14 protein-coding genes are annotated in these 14,744 nt (G+C 51.4%); 7 read left to right on the top strand and 7 right to left on the bottom strand.

What is annotated here, in order from left to right:
• Positions 1 to 137 precede the first annotated feature (137 nt).
• The gene (locus AC3QL0_RS14800) at positions 138 to 806 is read left to right on the top strand and encodes a helix-turn-helix domain-containing protein (protein WP_493009160.1); all 669 of its coding nucleotides are present in this window, start codon (positions 138 to 140) and stop codon (positions 804 to 806) included.
• A 6-nt stretch (positions 807 to 812) separates the two neighbouring features.
• Here AC3QL0_RS14800 and ampD read toward each other — a convergent pair whose 3' ends face one another.
• From ampD to AC3QL0_RS14785, 3 genes are read right to left on the bottom strand one after another with little or no spacing between them, the layout of a single operon-like run.
• The gene (ampD, locus tag AC3QL0_RS14795) at positions 813 to 1,421 is read right to left on the bottom strand and encodes a 1,6-anhydro-N-acetylmuramyl-L-alanine amidase AmpD (RefSeq protein WP_493009159.1); all 609 of its coding nucleotides are present in this window, start codon (positions 1,419 to 1,421) and stop codon (positions 813 to 815) included.
• On the bottom strand, positions 1,405 to 1,662 hold the full coding sequence (locus tag AC3QL0_RS14790; RefSeq protein WP_493009158.1) for a PP0621 family protein: 258 nt from the start codon (positions 1,660 to 1,662) through the stop codon (positions 1,405 to 1,407). Before AC3QL0_RS14790 ends, ampD begins: the two co-directional genes overlap by 17 nt.
• Positions 1,655 to 2,506, bottom strand: a complete 852-nt coding sequence (locus AC3QL0_RS14785) for a cytochrome C assembly family protein (RefSeq protein WP_493009157.1) — start codon at positions 2,504 to 2,506, stop codon at positions 1,655 to 1,657. The genes AC3QL0_RS14790 and AC3QL0_RS14785 overlap by 8 nt, the downstream gene beginning before the upstream one ends.
• A 94-nt stretch (positions 2,507 to 2,600) precedes the next feature.
• Between AC3QL0_RS14785 and ffh the strand changes: the two genes are divergently transcribed.
• Positions 2,601 to 4,061, top strand: a complete 1,461-nt coding sequence (gene ffh / locus AC3QL0_RS14780; protein ID WP_493009156.1) for a signal recognition particle protein — start codon at positions 2,601 to 2,603, stop codon at positions 4,059 to 4,061.
• A gap of 73 nt (positions 4,062 to 4,134) precedes the next feature.
• On the opposite strand, the gene AC3QL0_RS14775 is transcribed toward ffh, so the two are convergent.
• The gene (locus AC3QL0_RS14775; protein WP_493009155.1) at positions 4,135 to 5,745 is read right to left on the bottom strand and encodes an amidohydrolase family protein; all 1,611 of its coding nucleotides are present in this window, start codon (positions 5,743 to 5,745) and stop codon (positions 4,135 to 4,137) included.
• A 334-nt stretch (positions 5,746 to 6,079) separates the two neighbouring features.
• On the opposite strand from AC3QL0_RS14775, the gene AC3QL0_RS14770 reads away from it, so the two are divergent.
• From AC3QL0_RS14770 to AC3QL0_RS14755, 4 genes are read left to right on the top strand one after another with little or no spacing between them, the layout of a single operon-like run.
• Complete coding sequence (locus AC3QL0_RS14770) at positions 6,080 to 7,078, top strand: TRAP transporter substrate-binding protein (protein WP_493009154.1); 999 nt, start codon at positions 6,080 to 6,082, stop codon at positions 7,076 to 7,078.
• Positions 7,079 to 7,121: 43 nt separating this feature from the next.
• The gene (locus AC3QL0_RS14765) at positions 7,122 to 7,619 is read left to right on the top strand and encodes a TRAP transporter small permease (protein ID WP_493009153.1); all 498 of its coding nucleotides are present in this window, start codon (positions 7,122 to 7,124) and stop codon (positions 7,617 to 7,619) included.
• Complete coding sequence (locus AC3QL0_RS14760; protein ID WP_493009152.1) at positions 7,616 to 8,896, top strand: TRAP transporter large permease; 1,281 nt, start codon at positions 7,616 to 7,618, stop codon at positions 8,894 to 8,896. Before AC3QL0_RS14765 ends, AC3QL0_RS14760 begins: the two co-directional genes overlap by 4 nt.
• A gap of 6 nt (positions 8,897 to 8,902) precedes the next feature.
• Positions 8,903 to 9,811, top strand: a complete 909-nt coding sequence (locus tag AC3QL0_RS14755) for an amidohydrolase family protein (protein WP_493009151.1) — start codon at positions 8,903 to 8,905, stop codon at positions 9,809 to 9,811.
• Between the two features lie 2 nt (positions 9,812 to 9,813).
• Here the strand turns inward: AC3QL0_RS14755 and AC3QL0_RS14750 are convergent, their stop codons facing one another.
• Entirely contained in the window at positions 9,814 to 10,719 is a 906-nt protein-coding gene (locus tag AC3QL0_RS14750; protein WP_493009150.1) for a LysR substrate-binding domain-containing protein, read from the bottom strand.
• A 127-nt stretch (positions 10,720 to 10,846) separates the two neighbouring features.
• Between AC3QL0_RS14750 and ydiJ the strand changes: the two genes are divergently transcribed.
• The gene (gene ydiJ / locus AC3QL0_RS14745; RefSeq protein ID WP_493009149.1) at positions 10,847 to 13,894 is read left to right on the top strand and encodes a D-2-hydroxyglutarate dehydrogenase YdiJ; all 3,048 of its coding nucleotides are present in this window, start codon (positions 10,847 to 10,849) and stop codon (positions 13,892 to 13,894) included.
• A gap of 104 nt (positions 13,895 to 13,998) precedes the next feature.
• On the opposite strand, the gene lysM is transcribed toward ydiJ, so the two are convergent.
• Complete coding sequence (lysM, locus tag AC3QL0_RS14740) at positions 13,999 to 14,442, bottom strand: peptidoglycan-binding protein LysM (RefSeq protein WP_493009148.1); 444 nt, start codon at positions 14,440 to 14,442, stop codon at positions 13,999 to 14,001.
• Between the two features lie 98 nt (positions 14,443 to 14,540).
• On the bottom strand, positions 14,541 to 14,741 hold the full coding sequence (gene thiS, locus AC3QL0_RS14735) for a sulfur carrier protein ThiS (protein ID WP_135864191.1): 201 nt from the start codon (positions 14,739 to 14,741) through the stop codon (positions 14,541 to 14,543).
• Between the last annotated feature and the right edge of the window lie 3 nt (positions 14,742 to 14,744).

Raw genomic sequence — 14,744 nt, 5'->3', positions numbered from 1 at the left:
GTTGTCTCCGTAAATTATATGTTTCCAATGGGAAACTTTATGTTCGTAGCCTGTTCTATGCCTAAATGCTAAGTAGCGTATTCCATAGTAGCTACGTTATAGTGCTTATTATCTCTTAAAAATTGAAAAAATCTACGATGGTGGAATCTACAAACGACACTGTACTGTCTAGGGCGTCAAAACATACTCTGTTAACTGAGCCAGCAGCACCTATTAGCCGCAATGCATTTGGTGAGCGTCTGCGACACTTGCGTCGCGAATTGGGCTGGACACTGGAACAAGCCAGTATAGAAACAGGGGTAGCCAAGTCTACGCTGTCTAAAATTGAAAACGGCGGCATGTCACCTACCTTTGACCTCATACAGAAAATCGCCGCGGGTCTGCGGTTGGATCTCGTCGATCTAGTAGGGGCGGGTGGCAGTAATCAAGGTGCGGCAGCGCGTCGTAGCCTGATGCAGGGTGAACAAGGCCCCTTGTTAGAAGGTAAGGCTTACGTACACGAACTGTTAGCGTCCGACCTTTCTCATAAGAAAATGCTGCCGTTTCGCACGGTGGTGCGAGCACGTAACTTACGCGACTTCAATGGCAAACTGATTCGTCACTTGGGCGAAGTGTTTTTGACCGTGTTAGAAGGCAGCGTGATGTTTATGTCCGAGTTCTACGGCCCCGTAGAGCTGCACGAAGGGCACTGTATTTACTTCGATGGTCAGATGGGTCACGCACTGATCTCCACATCAGAAAAAGATGCTGTAGTAATGTGGGTGAGCGATAACCACAGCTCCGTGCCTAGCAATATTGGTGTGTAAACACCGCTAGTCGGAATCTGCTAAATCAGGAAAATGTGGGCGCGGCCACGGGCTGTTGCTGGCGTAGGTTTCCCAATCAAAGAATGGGCCAGGGTCGGTTTTTCGGCCTGGTGCTATGTGCTCGTGGCCACGAATAGCGTGTAGATCGTGGCGTTCAGCCAAAGCCTGTGAAAGCTCGTTTAGGCGCTGGTACTGTGCAACTTCAAAGGGACAGAAGTCACTGCCTTCCATCTCGATGCCAATAGAGAAATCATTACACCCTTGGCGACCATGATGGTTGGAAACGCCAGCATGCCAGGCTCTATCCAGGGTAGACACAAACTGCACAATGTCACCGTTGCGGCGAATCAGAAAATGCGCCGACACGGTAACGCCGCGTATGTTCTCAAACCAAGGGTGGCTGCTGATATCCAGTTTGTTCTGGAAGAAATCAATAATCGCATTGCCCTCAAAGACATTAGGCGGCAAGCTGATGTTGTGAATTACCAATAAATCTATAGGCTCGTTTTCGGGGCGTGTATCAAAATTGGGTGAGGGCGCAAGCATGACACCAGCGGCGGGGGCAAGCCAGCCGTCTGGTTGTAGGAGTAAGGCGCTGTTATTTGCGGGGGCCATGCTTAGCGTGTTCCAGACTGCACCACGTATGGCCATCGCTCATTAGGGCTTGTGAGCGAGGCAGGTGTACGCCGCAGTGTTCGCAGCGCACCATAGGTTCGGCCTTACCGCGTTTGGATTGTGTGCGGCCTTGTTGGGGATTGCGGGTCTGCTGGTTTTGTCTGATTTTTTGTGCAGCGATTACGCGCATCACCAGAATAACGGCCAGAATAACGATGACCCAGAGTAAAACCTTAGCCAATAGCGCCTCGCTGCAAAATAACGTCTAAAACAAAGTGGGTACCAGAGTACGCCAAAATCAAGAAAGCCGAGCCTGCCAGCATCCAACGCAAAGCAGTACGGCCGCGCCAGCCCCAGATGCGGCGTCCCAAGAGCAGCCCACCAAAAGTAAACCAAGAGAGCAGCGTGAAGATGGTTTTGTGATCCAGCGGTAACAGCGTACCAGATAGGTGCATATTGACAGCACTGCCCGACAAAATGGTGAGCGTTAGCATCACAAAACCTATGCGTACCAAGCGGAACAACAGCTCTTCTTGCACCAGTAGCGGTGGCATGGTGTCTAACGCACGATGCAGCAGAGTAGGCATTTCAGGGTGCGAGGCAGGGCGGTGTAGCTGTCTATCTAGTGCTGTCATTAAGATGGCGTGCAGCGCAGCAACCGTCATTAGCCCATAGGCGGCAATGGCGATCAATAAGTGTATGCGTAGCCATTCGCTATCGCCGTGCAAAATGATGGCGCCACCCGGTACCAAGGCGGCGAGTAAGCTCACGATGGTGGCGGCAGGTAGCAGGATAAGCAGCAGGCTGTCTAAGCGCAGGAAAAGGCTTTCAAACCAGAACACCACCATACCCAGCCAGATTGCGGCTGAAAGTGCCAGTGCCCACCCTAAGTGCAGACCTTGTGGCAATATAATGGTAAGCAATAGCCCGGCACCATGTAGTACGATGGCAGCAAGCAGGGCTATGCGGCATGTTCCGCTGAGTACGGGTTGCTGGCTGCCTCGAGTAATAGGACGCCATAAGACAATCGCTAATACAATATAAGCCAGAGCGGCCAGCAAGTGAAATACAATGCTTGCAGACATAAATATCCGACAGACGATTAAAGCTTTACAGGGCGCTTGGCCCTGAACCGGGTAGTAACCCCGACGAATCACTAGTTTAAGCGAAACCAGCCATATGTTCGAAAATCTTACTCAGCGCATGGCCCGTGTTGTAAAAACAATGCGAGGTCAGGCGCGACTTACCGAAGCCAACACACAGGATATGCTGCGCGAAGTGCGCATGGCATTGCTTGAGGCTGACGTTGCGTTGCCCGTTGTGCGGGAGTTCATTGCAAAGGTCAAAGAAGAGTCTTTGGGCAGTGATGTTGCCGACTCCTTGAATCCAGGTCAGGCATTGGTGGGGGTGGTGCATAAGCAGTTGACCTCGCTGATGGGTGCCGATCTGGGCGATGAAGCCAGCGAGCTGTCTTTAGCCACACAACCTCCTGCCATAATTTTGATGGCTGGTTTGCAAGGTGCGGGTAAAACTACCACCACAGCCAAACTGGCGAAATGGCTGTACGAGGGTGGTCACACCCAGCATGGTCGCAAAACTGGTAAGAAAAAAGTATTGGTGGTCAGTGCCGACGTGTACCGACCCGCCGCTATTGAGCAGTTGAAAACCGTCGCCGCACAAGTAGGCGTCGACTTCCTGCCTAGCGATACTTCTGAAAAACCAGTAGATATCGCATTGCGTGCGGTAGATCATGCTAAGCGTCATCACTACGATGTGCTGATTCTGGATACGGCTGGTCGTCTGGGTGTAGACGAAGCCATGATGCTAGAAATCCAGCAGTTGCACCAAGCGGTGAAGCCGGTAGAAACGCTGTTCGTTGTGGATGCGATGCAGGGTCAGGATGCGGTGAACGTCGCCAAGGCCTTTGGTGATGCGTTGCCACTGACTGGTGTGGTCTTGACCAAGCTGGACGGTGACTCCCGAGGCGGTGCGGCATTGTCCGTGCGTCACATCACAGGCAAGCCCCTAAAATTTGTTGGGGTGTCCGAGAAAGTTGATGGTCTGGAGCCTTTCCACCCCGAGCGCATGGCGCAACGTATTTTGGGGATGGGCGATATTGTTTCGTTGGTTGAGCAAGCTCAGCGCAACATCGACATCGCTGAAGCCGAGAAAATGGCACAAAAGATCAAATCGGGTGACCGCTTTGATCTGAACGATTTCCGCGATCAACTGCAGCAAGTGAAAAAAATGGGCGACATGGGCTCATTGCTGAAAAAACTGCCTGCGCAATTTGCGCAAGCGGCTGAACAGTTGCAGGGTGGCGAAGCTGAAAAACAATTGCGTCGTACTGAAGGTATTTTGAACTCCATGACACCGCAAGAGCGTGCCAAGCCTGAGCTGTTGAAAGCCTCTCGCAAACGCCGTATCGCGGCGGGTTCTGGTGTGCCTGTGCAAGAGGTAAACCGTTTGCTGAATCAGTACGATCAGATGAGCGGCATGATGAAGAAAATGAAAGGCGGCGGTATGGCTAAAATGATGCGCGCCATGAGTGGTATGGGCGGCATGGCCAACGGCATGCGTAATATGATGGGCGGCTTTGGTGGCGGCGGTGGTAAGAAAGGCGGCTCTAAACGCCGTTAATCTACCATCGCAAAAAAGCCCTGCGTGTATGTCCGTTGTGGCAACAAGCAGGGTTTTTTTTTATGTACAGACTTTAGAAACCGTATAGACGAGCGGGGTTATCTACCAGAATTTGGTGGATGATTTTTTCGTCGTGGTTTACCCAGCTAAAGAAGTCTTCCAATAGCGTGGTGTCGTTAGGCATAGGTACACGTATGCACACGTGTGGCCAGTCAGTGGCCCACAACATGCGTGAGGCGTTGGCCTCAATCAATGCGGTGGCATAAGGTGCTACGTCTTGATAGGGCGTGGCGTCTTGATTGGTGAAGCGATAAGGGCCAGACAGCTTCACCCACACTTTATTTTCACGTAGCAGGCGCAGCAACGCTTGGAAGCCATGATGCGCCGTACCAATACTGGCTGGCATGTGGCCCATGTGGTCAATGACCACTTCTACGGGTAGGTAAGCCAGCGTATCGTACAGGTCTGCAAATTCAGAGATATCCACCAGCAATTGCAGATGCCAGCCCAGTGGCGCAATACGGTATGCCAAGCTAGTGACGTCAGATACCTCTACACCACTCTTGTACAACAAGTTAATACGCACACCGCGTACTCCTAACGCATGCATGCGCCAGAGTTCTTCATCACTGGTTTGCTGACTAATCACTACAACGCCACGATAGTTTTCACCACCTTCTTTTAAGGCCTCTAGCAGTACGCTGTTGTCATAGCCGTACACGCTAGGTTGCACGATAACGCCACGGCTAAGGCCCAATGTTTGTTGCAAGGCTTTATAGCTTTCCAGTGTGGCTAGTGGTGGTGTGTAGGAGCGGTGTGCAGTGAAAGGGTGTACAGACGAGTCACCAATAATGTGGAAGTGGCAGTCGCATGCGCCTTCAGGCAACGTAATAGATGGTGGTGTGGAAACGGGCAGCGGTGCAGGGCAAGGTGGTGCATAAGTTTCACCCAGTGAGGTCATGCGGGTGATTTCCCAGCCCTGTAAACCCTGTAAACCATTGCGTTCAGCAGAGTTGATCACTTGTTGCCAAGTTGCGCGCCGTGCTAAGTCTGGGTCGCCCAACAAGATGGCATCAAAGATGGCTTGATACTCTTGCAGTAGTGTTCGCTTCAGTGTGCTGGAATGCTCAACACGTCGTTCTAGTGCCGCTACTTCAAAGATGTGTGCCGTCAGGAACAGAATGAAATTCTTAAAGTATTCGTTGGCGGTGGCTTCAGCAATAGCACGCTTAAACGCCAAGCTTTTTTCAATAAGCTCTTGGTTGAGATGCAAGGCTTCGCGCAGTTCTAAGAAGGCATTTTGAATGGCTTCTAGCTGGCTACGAGTGCGCCTTCTGGCGGCCATGCCAGCAGCAGATACCTCTAAATCTAACCGCATCTCGTAGAGCTGGCGTAGCTTTGAGAGGGTTTTGAGCTCTTCGTGATCAATCTTAAAGCTGTTGTGTAGCCCACGCTCAGACACAAAGGCACCCAGCCCCTGATGGCTTTCTACTAAGCCGTCAGATTTAAGCCGTGCTACAGCTTCGCGTACGACGTTGCGACTGACCTCAAACATAGCTGTCAGCTGTGATTCTGTGGGGATACGATCGCCAGGTTTTAGGCGGCCTTGAGCAATCTCGGTTTCTAAATAACGCGAGATGTCTTCCGATAGCTGACGTCTAGAGGTAGCAGGGCTTTTTTTCATGTGGCTATCATAACATCGGAGCTTGTTACTTGATAACAAGTTACCGCTACTTGTTTATTTTGCCCTGAAAAGTACCGGATTCAGGTCTGTTTTACAGAAGTTGCTGTGCCTCTTGTTGGTCAAGTTGTTTGTTTTTTGTGTTTTTTTTCCTTGTTTTTATCACTTGGTAAACAGGTTATTCAAAGGGGGTTTTTACTTTATTTTGTTTTGTGGCAAGGCTTTTGGTTGCAAAGCTCTATGTTTTAAATGTTATGATAAAAAAACTTGTAGTACAAGTAGGGTGTGCAAAGAGGAATAAAACCAGCACACGACATGAATATTTAGGAGCGATGCAATGATTGGCAGCAAACAGGGTAAATGGCGCGTAGCGCTGGCTTGTGCATTAACACTGGGTGTGGTTGGGGCAGCACAGGCTGTGACCAACATCCGTTTGGGTTGGACAACATCGGATAGCGCAGTGGATCCATACGCGATTACTGCACATTACTTTCAAGAAGAGCTGGAAGCAGCAGCACCAGGCCAGTTCAGCGTGAAATTCTTCCCTAGCAATCAGTTGGGTAACGACACTGAGATGCTGCAAGGCATGCAGATGGGGACTTTGGATGCGGGTGTGATTACCGGTACACAGGTAGGCACGATTGAACCAGCGTTCCAATTGACTGACTTACCTTTCTTGTTCGCAAGCAAGCAACAAGCACACGAGGTGTTGGATGGCGAAGTGGGTCAAGATCTGCTGCAACGTCTGGATGCCAAAGGGATTGTGGGCTTGGGCTTTGCTGAGGCCGGTTTCCGCCACGCGATTAACAACCAGCGTCCTATCACTGAGCCTGCCGAGTTCAAAGGTTTGAAACTGCGCGTTCAGCCTAGCAGCCTGTTCTTGACCAGCTTCAAAGCATTGGGTGCGAACCCTGTAGCGCTGCCATGGAGCGATGCGTTCACGGCTGTGCAACAAGGCACCGTAGACGGCTTGGAAATCCCCTTGGCTGTGATTTACGCCAACAAATACGCAGGCGAAGTGAAATACCTGTCCTTGACTAACCACACGTACAACGCGTTGCCACTGTTGATGTCCAAACGTGCATTCAACCGCATGAGCGCGGAAGAGCAAGCCATTGTGCAAGCTGCTGCTCGCAAAGCTATCGAGCGTCAACGTGCTGCTGTAGCCCAGAACGAACTGGACTTGTTGGAGCGTATTGCGGCTGAAGGCATGCAAGTGAACGAAGTGACGGATGCTGCGGCGTTCCGCGAAGCTGTGAAACCTGTGTACGACGAATACCGTGACAGCATTGGTGCTGAGGTATTTGATCGTGCTCTGGGTCAAGTGACACAGTAAGTCGCAGGTCTAGTGTGATGTCTTTTTTCTCGTGAGCAGCGACATGAACAAGTATCTTGAGAATGTCAGCAAGTGGATAAGCAGAGGAACGGCCGTTCTGGCCGCTCTTTGCTTGTTGGTTATGGTGTTTTCCTTGCTGGATGGTGTGTTCTTCCGCTATGTGCTGAATGCTTCTCTGACGTGGTCAGATGAAGTAGCGGTATTGGCATTTAGCTGGAGCATCTTTTTGTTTTCTAGTGTGATGGTGCAAGAGCAAGGCCACGTGCGTATCACGTTGTTGTTGTCTGCCTTGCCACGTCCGCTAGAGGTGAGCTTGGAAAAAATCAGCTGCATTTTAGTGCTGCTGTTTGGTGCGCTGATGGCATGGGCAGGTTGGCAGTTCGTGGGCTTCACCGCAGGGCAAGTCTCGCCTGCGTTGCGTTACCCATTGTGGCTGCAAACCGCTGCTATCCCAGTGAGCGGTGTCTTGATTGTGCTGCACTCGCTGGTGCTGTTGTTCCAGCCTGTACCTGCTAACGCTTCCGAGGAGAAAGCATCATGAGTGAAATCGGCATCGTACTGATTTCAGGGCTATTCATCATGCTACTGATGGGTGTGCCCATTGCGTTTACGCTGGGCATACTGACCGCAGTAGGTTTGTGGATGGCCGATTTTGACCAGATGATTCTGGTACAGCGTTTGTTGGCCGGTAGTGCCGTCACCAGTTTGATTGCTATTCCTGGTTTCATTCTGGCGGGTGATTTGATGACTGCTGGTGGCTTGTCACGACGTTTGGTGCGTATTGCTTCCTCGTTGTTTGGCCACTTCACGGGTGGGCTATCCATGTCCACCGTGGCGGCTGGTACGTTCTTTGGCGCGATCTCAGGTTCTGCTCCTGCCACGACGGCAGCGGTAGGTTCCATCATGATCAACGAGCTGGAACAACGTGGTTACTCACGTGGTTACGGTGCGGCGCTGGCGACATCCATTGGGCCGTTGGGGCAAATGATTCCACCTTCCATTCCTATGATTATCTGGGGTGTGTTGGCAGAAGAGTCTATCTCCAAACTATTCTTGGCTGGTGTAGTACCTGGCTTGTTAGCGGCAGGTGGTTTCTGCGTGGTCAGCGTGTTGTATGCGCGTAAGCACAAAATTCAACCGGAAAAGCGTCCTAGTGGTCGCGACGTGTTGAAAGCATTGCGTGAAGGCTTCTGGGCCATCATGGCACCAGTTGTGATTCTGGGCGGTATTTACGGTGGTGTGTTCACACCTACCGAAGCCTCGATGGTAGGTGCGTTGTACAGCTTGGTGATTGGTTTGTACGTCTACAAAGACCTGAAATGGAAAGCCTTGCCGGCTATTTTGATGGGTTCGTTGCGTACTACTACCGTGATCATGTTCATCATTGTGGTGGCCTACGGTTTTGCGTGGGTGATTGCGAGTGAGCAAATCCCATCACAAATCAGCGATGTATTGCTGAGCCTGACCTCTAACCCCTTTGTATTGCTGCTGTTGATTAACCTGATGCTGCTGGTGTTGGGTGCCATTATGGATACCGTGTCTGCCATGGTGATCTTGAGTGGTGTGCTGATTTCCGTTGGTTTGCAGATTGGTTTGGACCCTATCCAACTGGGTGCGATGGTGGTGATCAACTTCGCCGTGGGTATGGTGACTCCACCGTTGGGCTACTCCTTATTCGTAGCGTCCAGTATTAGTGGTTTGAAAGTAGAACAAGTAGCGCGCCATTTGTGGCCGTTCCTGGTGGTGCTGTTGGCCGTGGTGGCGTTGGTAGCATATGTGCCTGCCGTAACACTGTGGCTGCCAGGTTTGGTAGGTTGAACATAGATGGTTAGTTTGGTTGTAGAACAGGCAGCAATTGCTGCCCCAACAATCCCCGGTCCATTGGCGGTAAGCCCCTTGTATAAGGCGGCTTTACCTGCTGGGGCCTGTGATTGTCATGCCCACTTGTTTGGGCCGCAGCAGAAATATCCGTATCAGGCGAACCGCAGTTATACGCCGCCTGATGCCAGCGAAGCGTCGTACAGAACGTTGTTACGTACCTTAGGTTTCCAGCGTGCAGTGTTGGTACAACCTAGTGTGTACGGTACCGATAACAGCCTTATGCTGGACACCTTGGCTGGTTTGCCGCAAAACGATGACATGCAATGGCGTGGTGTAGCCGTGGTAGATGCCTCGGTGACCGACGCTGAGCTAGAGCGTATGCATGCGTTGGGTATACGCGGCGTGCGTATCAACTTGGTGTTCCCCGGCGGTATCACCTTTGATGATGTACGCAGTTTGGCTAATCGTTTGCAGGGATTGGGATGGCACATTCAATTCTTGGTAGATGTGTCCCGTTTTGAGCATTTGGTAGATAGATTGTCGGCGTTGCCTACGCCGTGTGTGATTGATCACATGGGGCATGTGTCTACCGCTAAAGGTACACAAGAAGCGGGTTTCCAAGGTTTGTTGGAACTGATGAAAGCGGGCAATACGTGGGTGAAACTGACTGGCCCTAATCGTATTTCCACATTGGATGTCGCACCGTTTACCGATGTAGACCCATTTTTCGAAGCCCTAGTGCAACAACGTGCTGATCGCTGTGTGTTTGGTACAGACTGGCCGCATGTGCAGTTGTCTACTCCTATGCCACGTGATGAGGACTTGGTAAATGAGGTGCTGCGCTTGTTGCCAGACCCCGTACTACGCCAGAAGATCCTGACGGATAATCCGGCGCAGTTATACGGTTTCTAAGTTTATGCAGTGGTCGCCGCGTGATGCGGCGATTGCTGTAATAGCCATTCTCTGAATGCAATCAGCGAAGGCAACGACGCGTTACGGTTGGGGTAGACCAAGTAGTAGCTACGTGGACTAATCAAGGTGGGGCCTACGGTTTGCAATTCGCCGCGTTGCAGCTCATCTAGAATCAGTGCTTGCGGCACCAAACCCGCACCAATACCAGCACGTACGGCTTGAATCAAATGCGACGTCAGCTCAAAGCTTGGCCCCATGCGCATTTGAGTATGCGGTAAATTGAAATGTGAGAACCAGTCAGCCCACGCTTGGGGGTTACTGTTAATCGTCAGTAGGGTTTGTTTGCCTAGCCATTCAGGGGTGATGTCATTCTGCTTGGCCACGTCGGGGTTGATGATGGCAATCAACTGTTCGTTTTGCAGTGGGTGCGCCGTGCAATCAGGCCAATATCCTGTGCCTACAGTGATAGCAGCATCTAAGTCACCTTGCTCAAAATTCAGATCACCAATGCGTGAATGCAGATGGATGGTAATACCGGAATTGGCGGTATAAAACTCATGAATACGCGGTAATAGCCACTTTGAACCAAAGGTGGGCAAGGTGGCAAGACGTAGGGTGCTGCTGCCGCTTTGATGTGACATAGCTTGCAGGGTTGCGCTACGTATAGAACCTAGGGCATGTGCAAGCTCTAGGTAGTAGCGGCGGCCAGCATCGGTCAAACGTACCGAACGGCCTTCGCGTCTGAACAACTGTAGCCCCAAATGGCTCTCTAGCGCCTGCACCTGTTTACTGATGGCGCTTTGGCTAAGAGATAAGTCTTCAGCAGCACGGGTGTAACTTTCATGGCGCGCGGCGGATTCAAACACCAATAGCAACGACATGGAAGGAGTGAGATGTCTAGCGTTCATGAATTTTGTTCACCATCCGACGGTGAAGATTTCGTTTGTGGTCTAGCCTGTAATCACTGAAACTATAGACTAGCCCTTTCTTATTAGTTTACATGAGTAAAACTCAGGAATCTGTGGTTTTGTTTTTATGAATATTGCTTCCGTCCAGACCCTCGATCCAGTAGCCCCTCGTTATGCCGAATTTTTGAAGGCACTGGCGCAGCGTGGCTTCACGGGTGAGATTCAAGCCGACTACGCGCACCGCACCGTGTTGGCTACAGATAACTCCATTTATCAGCGTTTGCCACAAGCGGCGGTGTTTCCGCGCTCTATAGAAGACGTGCATTGTCTGGCGAGTCTGATGGGCGAGAAGGCATATAGCAATATCACCCTGACGCCGCGTGGTGGTGGCACAGGTACCAATGGCCAGTCGCTAACCGACGGTATTGTGGTGGATCTGTCACGTCACCTAAACCAGATATTGGAAATCAACGTAGAAGAGCGTTGGGTACGAGTGCGTGCCGGTGTGGTGAAAGACCAATTGAACGCCGCCCTAAAACCCCACGGTCTATTCTTTGCGCCAGAGTTGTCCACCTCGAATCGGGCAACCTTAGGCGGCATGATTAATACCGATGCCAGCGGGCAGGGTAGCTGTAAGTACGGTAAAACACGTGACCACGTCTTAGAACTAGACATGGTGCTGCTAGGCGGCGAAGCCCTGCACGGTGAACCACTGAACAAAGACCAGCTAGACGCAGCCTGTGCGCAGCCCGGTAAAGTGGGTGAGGTGTTCCGTACAGCGCGCCAAATCAGCGAAGAGCGTGCTGAGCAAATTGAAAAAGGCTTTCCTAAATTAAACCGTTGTTTGACGGGCTACGACTTGGCTCACCTGTGGGAGCAAGACGGCCGCTTTAACCTGAACAGCGTGTTGTGCGGTGCTGAAGGTACACTGGGTTTCGTGGTTGAGGCTAAGTTAAATGTGCTTCCCATTCCCAAGTTCTCCACGCTGATTAACGTGCGTTACGGCAGTTTTATGGATGCGCTGCGTGATGCGCATGCGTTGCAAGCACAAAACCCCTTGTCCATCGAAACCGTGGATTCCAAAGTGCTGATGCTGGCGATGAAAGATTTCGTCTGGAACAGCGTTTCGGAGTACTTCCCACAAGATGAGCGCCCAACCTTGGGTATTAACTTGGTGGAATTTAGCGGCGACAGCGAAGCTGAAGTAGACGAGCAGGTACGCACCTTTATTGAGCATTTGCTGAAAGATCAGACAGTTACCCGTTTGGGCCATACCATTGCGCAAGGTTCTGAAGCCGTCACACGCGTGTATGGCATGCGTAAGCGTGCAGTAGGTTTATTGGGTAACGTAGAGGGCGAGGCACGCCCACAACCTTTTGTGGAAGATGCCGCTGTACCCCCTGAAAATTTGGCCGACTTTATTGCCGAATTCCGTGCGGTGTTGGATAGCCATAATCTGGAATACGGTATGTTTGGTCATGTGGATGCTGGTGTGTTGCACGTGCGTCCGGCGCTAGACATGAAAGACCCAGCGCAAGCAGCGATGATTCGTCCTATTTCGGATGCGGTGGCTGAGCTTGCTCAGCGTTACGGCGGGTTGCTGTGGGGTGAGCACGGTAAAGGCGTGCGCTCTGAATATGCGCCTGCTTTCTTTGGCGATTTGTACCCCGCCTTGCAGCAGCTTAAAGCCGCATTTGACCCGCATAACCAGCTAAACCCCGGCAAGATTGCGACGCCAGCCACACAGCCAGAAGCGGCTTTGCTCAAGATCGACAAAGTGACACTGCGTGGTGAGTACGACCGCCAAATGCCACTGCGTACATGGCAAAGTTTTGGCACGCCCATGCACTGTAACGGTAATGGTGCCTGCTTTAACTACGATCTGAACGATGCCATGTGCCCATCGTGGAAAGCCACGCGTGAACGCACCCATTCCCCTAAAGGGCGTGCATCGTTGATGCGCGAATGGCTGCGCTTGCAAGAGCAGTCTGGCGTTGATGTGCTCGCCGTAGAGCAAGAGCCGCAATCGTTCTGGAAAGGGTTGTGGAAAAAGCGTGCGTCTAAACAAGACCCACAAGCAACACCCGATTTCTCGCACGAAGTGTATGACGCCATGTCGGGGTGTTTGGCCTGTAAATCATGTGTAGGCCAATGCCCAATTAAAGTGAACATCCCCGAGCTGCGTTCTAGATTCTTGGGTTTGTACCACCGTCGTTATGCTCGCCCTGTGCGTGATTACCTGATTGCCTCGTTGGAATACAGCATGCCAACGTTAAGCAAAATGCCGTGGTTGTATAACGGCATGCTGCGCCAAAAATGGGTAAAAAGTATTCTAGAAAAGCGCATTGGCATGGTGGATAGCCCCATGTTCAGTTCTATGGATTTTGGCGACGTGCTAAAAGCGTGGAATGTGCGTCCTGCTACCCCCTTAGCATTAACGGCGTTGACGGCTGAAGAACGCGCACGTAGCGTAATCCTCGTGCAAGACGTATTCACCCGCTATTTTGAAACCCCCGTATTGGCAGCCTTAATCGAGCTGGCATCGCGTTTGGGGTATCAAGTGTGGTTGGCACCGCTGAACCCCAACGGTAAACCGTTGCATGTACAGGGTTTCCGTAAAGCCTTTGCCAAAGCGGCCATACACAATACGCGCCAGTTACAGACCGTAGCGGGCTTTGATATTCCGTTGGTGGGCTTAGACCCCGCCATGACGCTGGTGTACCGTCAGGAATACACCTCGGTGCCAGACATTGGTATCGTGCCGCAAGTACAGTTGCCGCAAGAGTGGCTACTCAAGGCGTTGCCTGAAGACGTAGCCGTGGCAACGACTGAACAACTGTATAGATTGCTGCCGCACTGTACCGAAAAAACTAACGCTCCTAACAGCATTCAGCCGTGGGCACAGTTATTCAAACGCTGTGGTTTGTCGCTGAACATTCCGCCAGCAGGGTGCTGCGGCATGTCGGGTACCTACGGTCATGAAAGCCGTAACCAAGAAACGTCCAAGACTATCTTTAGTCAGTCATGGGCTAAGCACTTGGAAGCACCCGCTGAAAAAGGAGAAGTCTTGGCAACGGGGTATTCTTGCCGCAGTCAGGTGAAGCGCATGAACGAACAAACCTTGCGTCATCCGTTGCAGGTGTTGTTGGCGCACGTAAGTCAGCACGTAAAATAAGAAACCGCCTCTGGTGTTAAGGCCAGGGGCGGCTTACTTATACACAGGCCGTTTATGCTAGGTTGCGTAAACGGCCTTATTTGTAGCTGGTGGTAGGCCTGAACTTAGAGCTCAGGAATACGCAGAACTTGGCCTGGGTAGATTTTGTCTGGGTGGCTCAGCATAGGTTTGTTGGCTTCAAAAATACGGTTGTATTCGTTGCCTTTACCTTTGCCGTAAACGGTTTCTGCAATTTTCCACAGCGTATCGCCTTTTTGTACGGTAACCATACGAGCAGCCGTAGCAGGGGCAGTAACCGCCAGTTTGTTATCCACACCCGCAACACCCAAGGTGTTACCCAGTGCTAATACGATTTTTTCAGCGGCTTCGGTAGTCGCTGCAGTACCGGAAACGGTGACGGTGTCGCCGCTCACACTAATATCCAGCCCTTCGGCATCCAGCTGGTGCTTGGCCAGTTCTTTATGCAGCTCTTCTGGGGTAGCGGCTTTGGCATCGCTGGCACCCAGTAGTTTCTCGCCTACACTTTTCAGAAAGCTTAGTACGCTCATGGTGTCTGTCCTTGTGGTGAATAATGCAAAGAGCCTTCATTATTCACCACAAATGTGTAACAGACATGGCGCTGATTGTTAACGATTGTGAGACAGGCTTAACCTCCGCCCACAGCCACCACAATTTCCAGTTGGTCGCCGTCGTTCAGTTGGTGTGTCGCATGCTGACTTTTGGGAACAATGTCTCCGTTGATCTCAACAGCAATACGTTTGCCAACATAATCCAGTTCCTGCAACAACTCCAGTACGGTGAATGGAGTCTGTAACGGGCGGGTTTCACCATTTAACGTAATATTCATCGG

The organism is Paenalcaligenes sp. GW821-LYS-B07-1 (assembly GCF_058803365.1).
Note: the sequence above shows the minus strand (reverse complement) of the source record. Positions and strands in the feature narration are given on the sequence as shown.

Bases quoted from the DNA above. Each gene is read 5' to 3' on its own strand.
- AC3QL0_RS14800 (WP_493009160.1), top strand. From the start codon at position 138: ATGGTGGAATCTACAAACGACACTGTACTGTCTAGGGCGTCAAAACAT.
- ampD (WP_493009159.1), bottom strand. From the start codon at position 1,421: ATGGCCCCCGCAAATAACAGCGCCTTACTCCTACAACCAGACGGCTGG.
- AC3QL0_RS14785 (WP_493009157.1), bottom strand. From the start codon at position 2,506: ATGTCTGCAAGCATTGTATTTCACTTGCTGGCCGCTCTGGCTTATATT.
- ffh (WP_493009156.1), top strand. From the start codon at position 2,601: ATGTTCGAAAATCTTACTCAGCGCATGGCCCGTGTTGTAAAAACAATG.
- AC3QL0_RS14775 (WP_493009155.1), bottom strand. From the start codon at position 5,745: ATGAAAAAAAGCCCTGCTACCTCTAGACGTCAGCTATCGGAAGACATC.
- AC3QL0_RS14770 (WP_493009154.1), top strand. From the start codon at position 6,080: ATGATTGGCAGCAAACAGGGTAAATGGCGCGTAGCGCTGGCTTGTGCA.
- AC3QL0_RS14765 (WP_493009153.1), top strand. From the start codon at position 7,122: ATGAACAAGTATCTTGAGAATGTCAGCAAGTGGATAAGCAGAGGAACG.
- AC3QL0_RS14760 (WP_493009152.1), top strand. From the start codon at position 7,616: ATGAGTGAAATCGGCATCGTACTGATTTCAGGGCTATTCATCATGCTA.
- AC3QL0_RS14755 (WP_493009151.1), top strand. From the start codon at position 8,903: ATGGTTAGTTTGGTTGTAGAACAGGCAGCAATTGCTGCCCCAACAATC.
- AC3QL0_RS14750 (WP_493009150.1), bottom strand. From the start codon at position 10,719: ATGAACGCTAGACATCTCACTCCTTCCATGTCGTTGCTATTGGTGTTT.
- ydiJ (WP_493009149.1), top strand. From the start codon at position 10,847: ATGAATATTGCTTCCGTCCAGACCCTCGATCCAGTAGCCCCTCGTTAT.
- lysM (WP_493009148.1), bottom strand. From the start codon at position 14,442: ATGAGCGTACTAAGCTTTCTGAAAAGTGTAGGCGAGAAACTACTGGGT.
- thiS (WP_135864191.1), bottom strand. From the start codon at position 14,741: ATGAATATTACGTTAAATGGTGAAACCCGCCCGTTACAGACTCCATTC.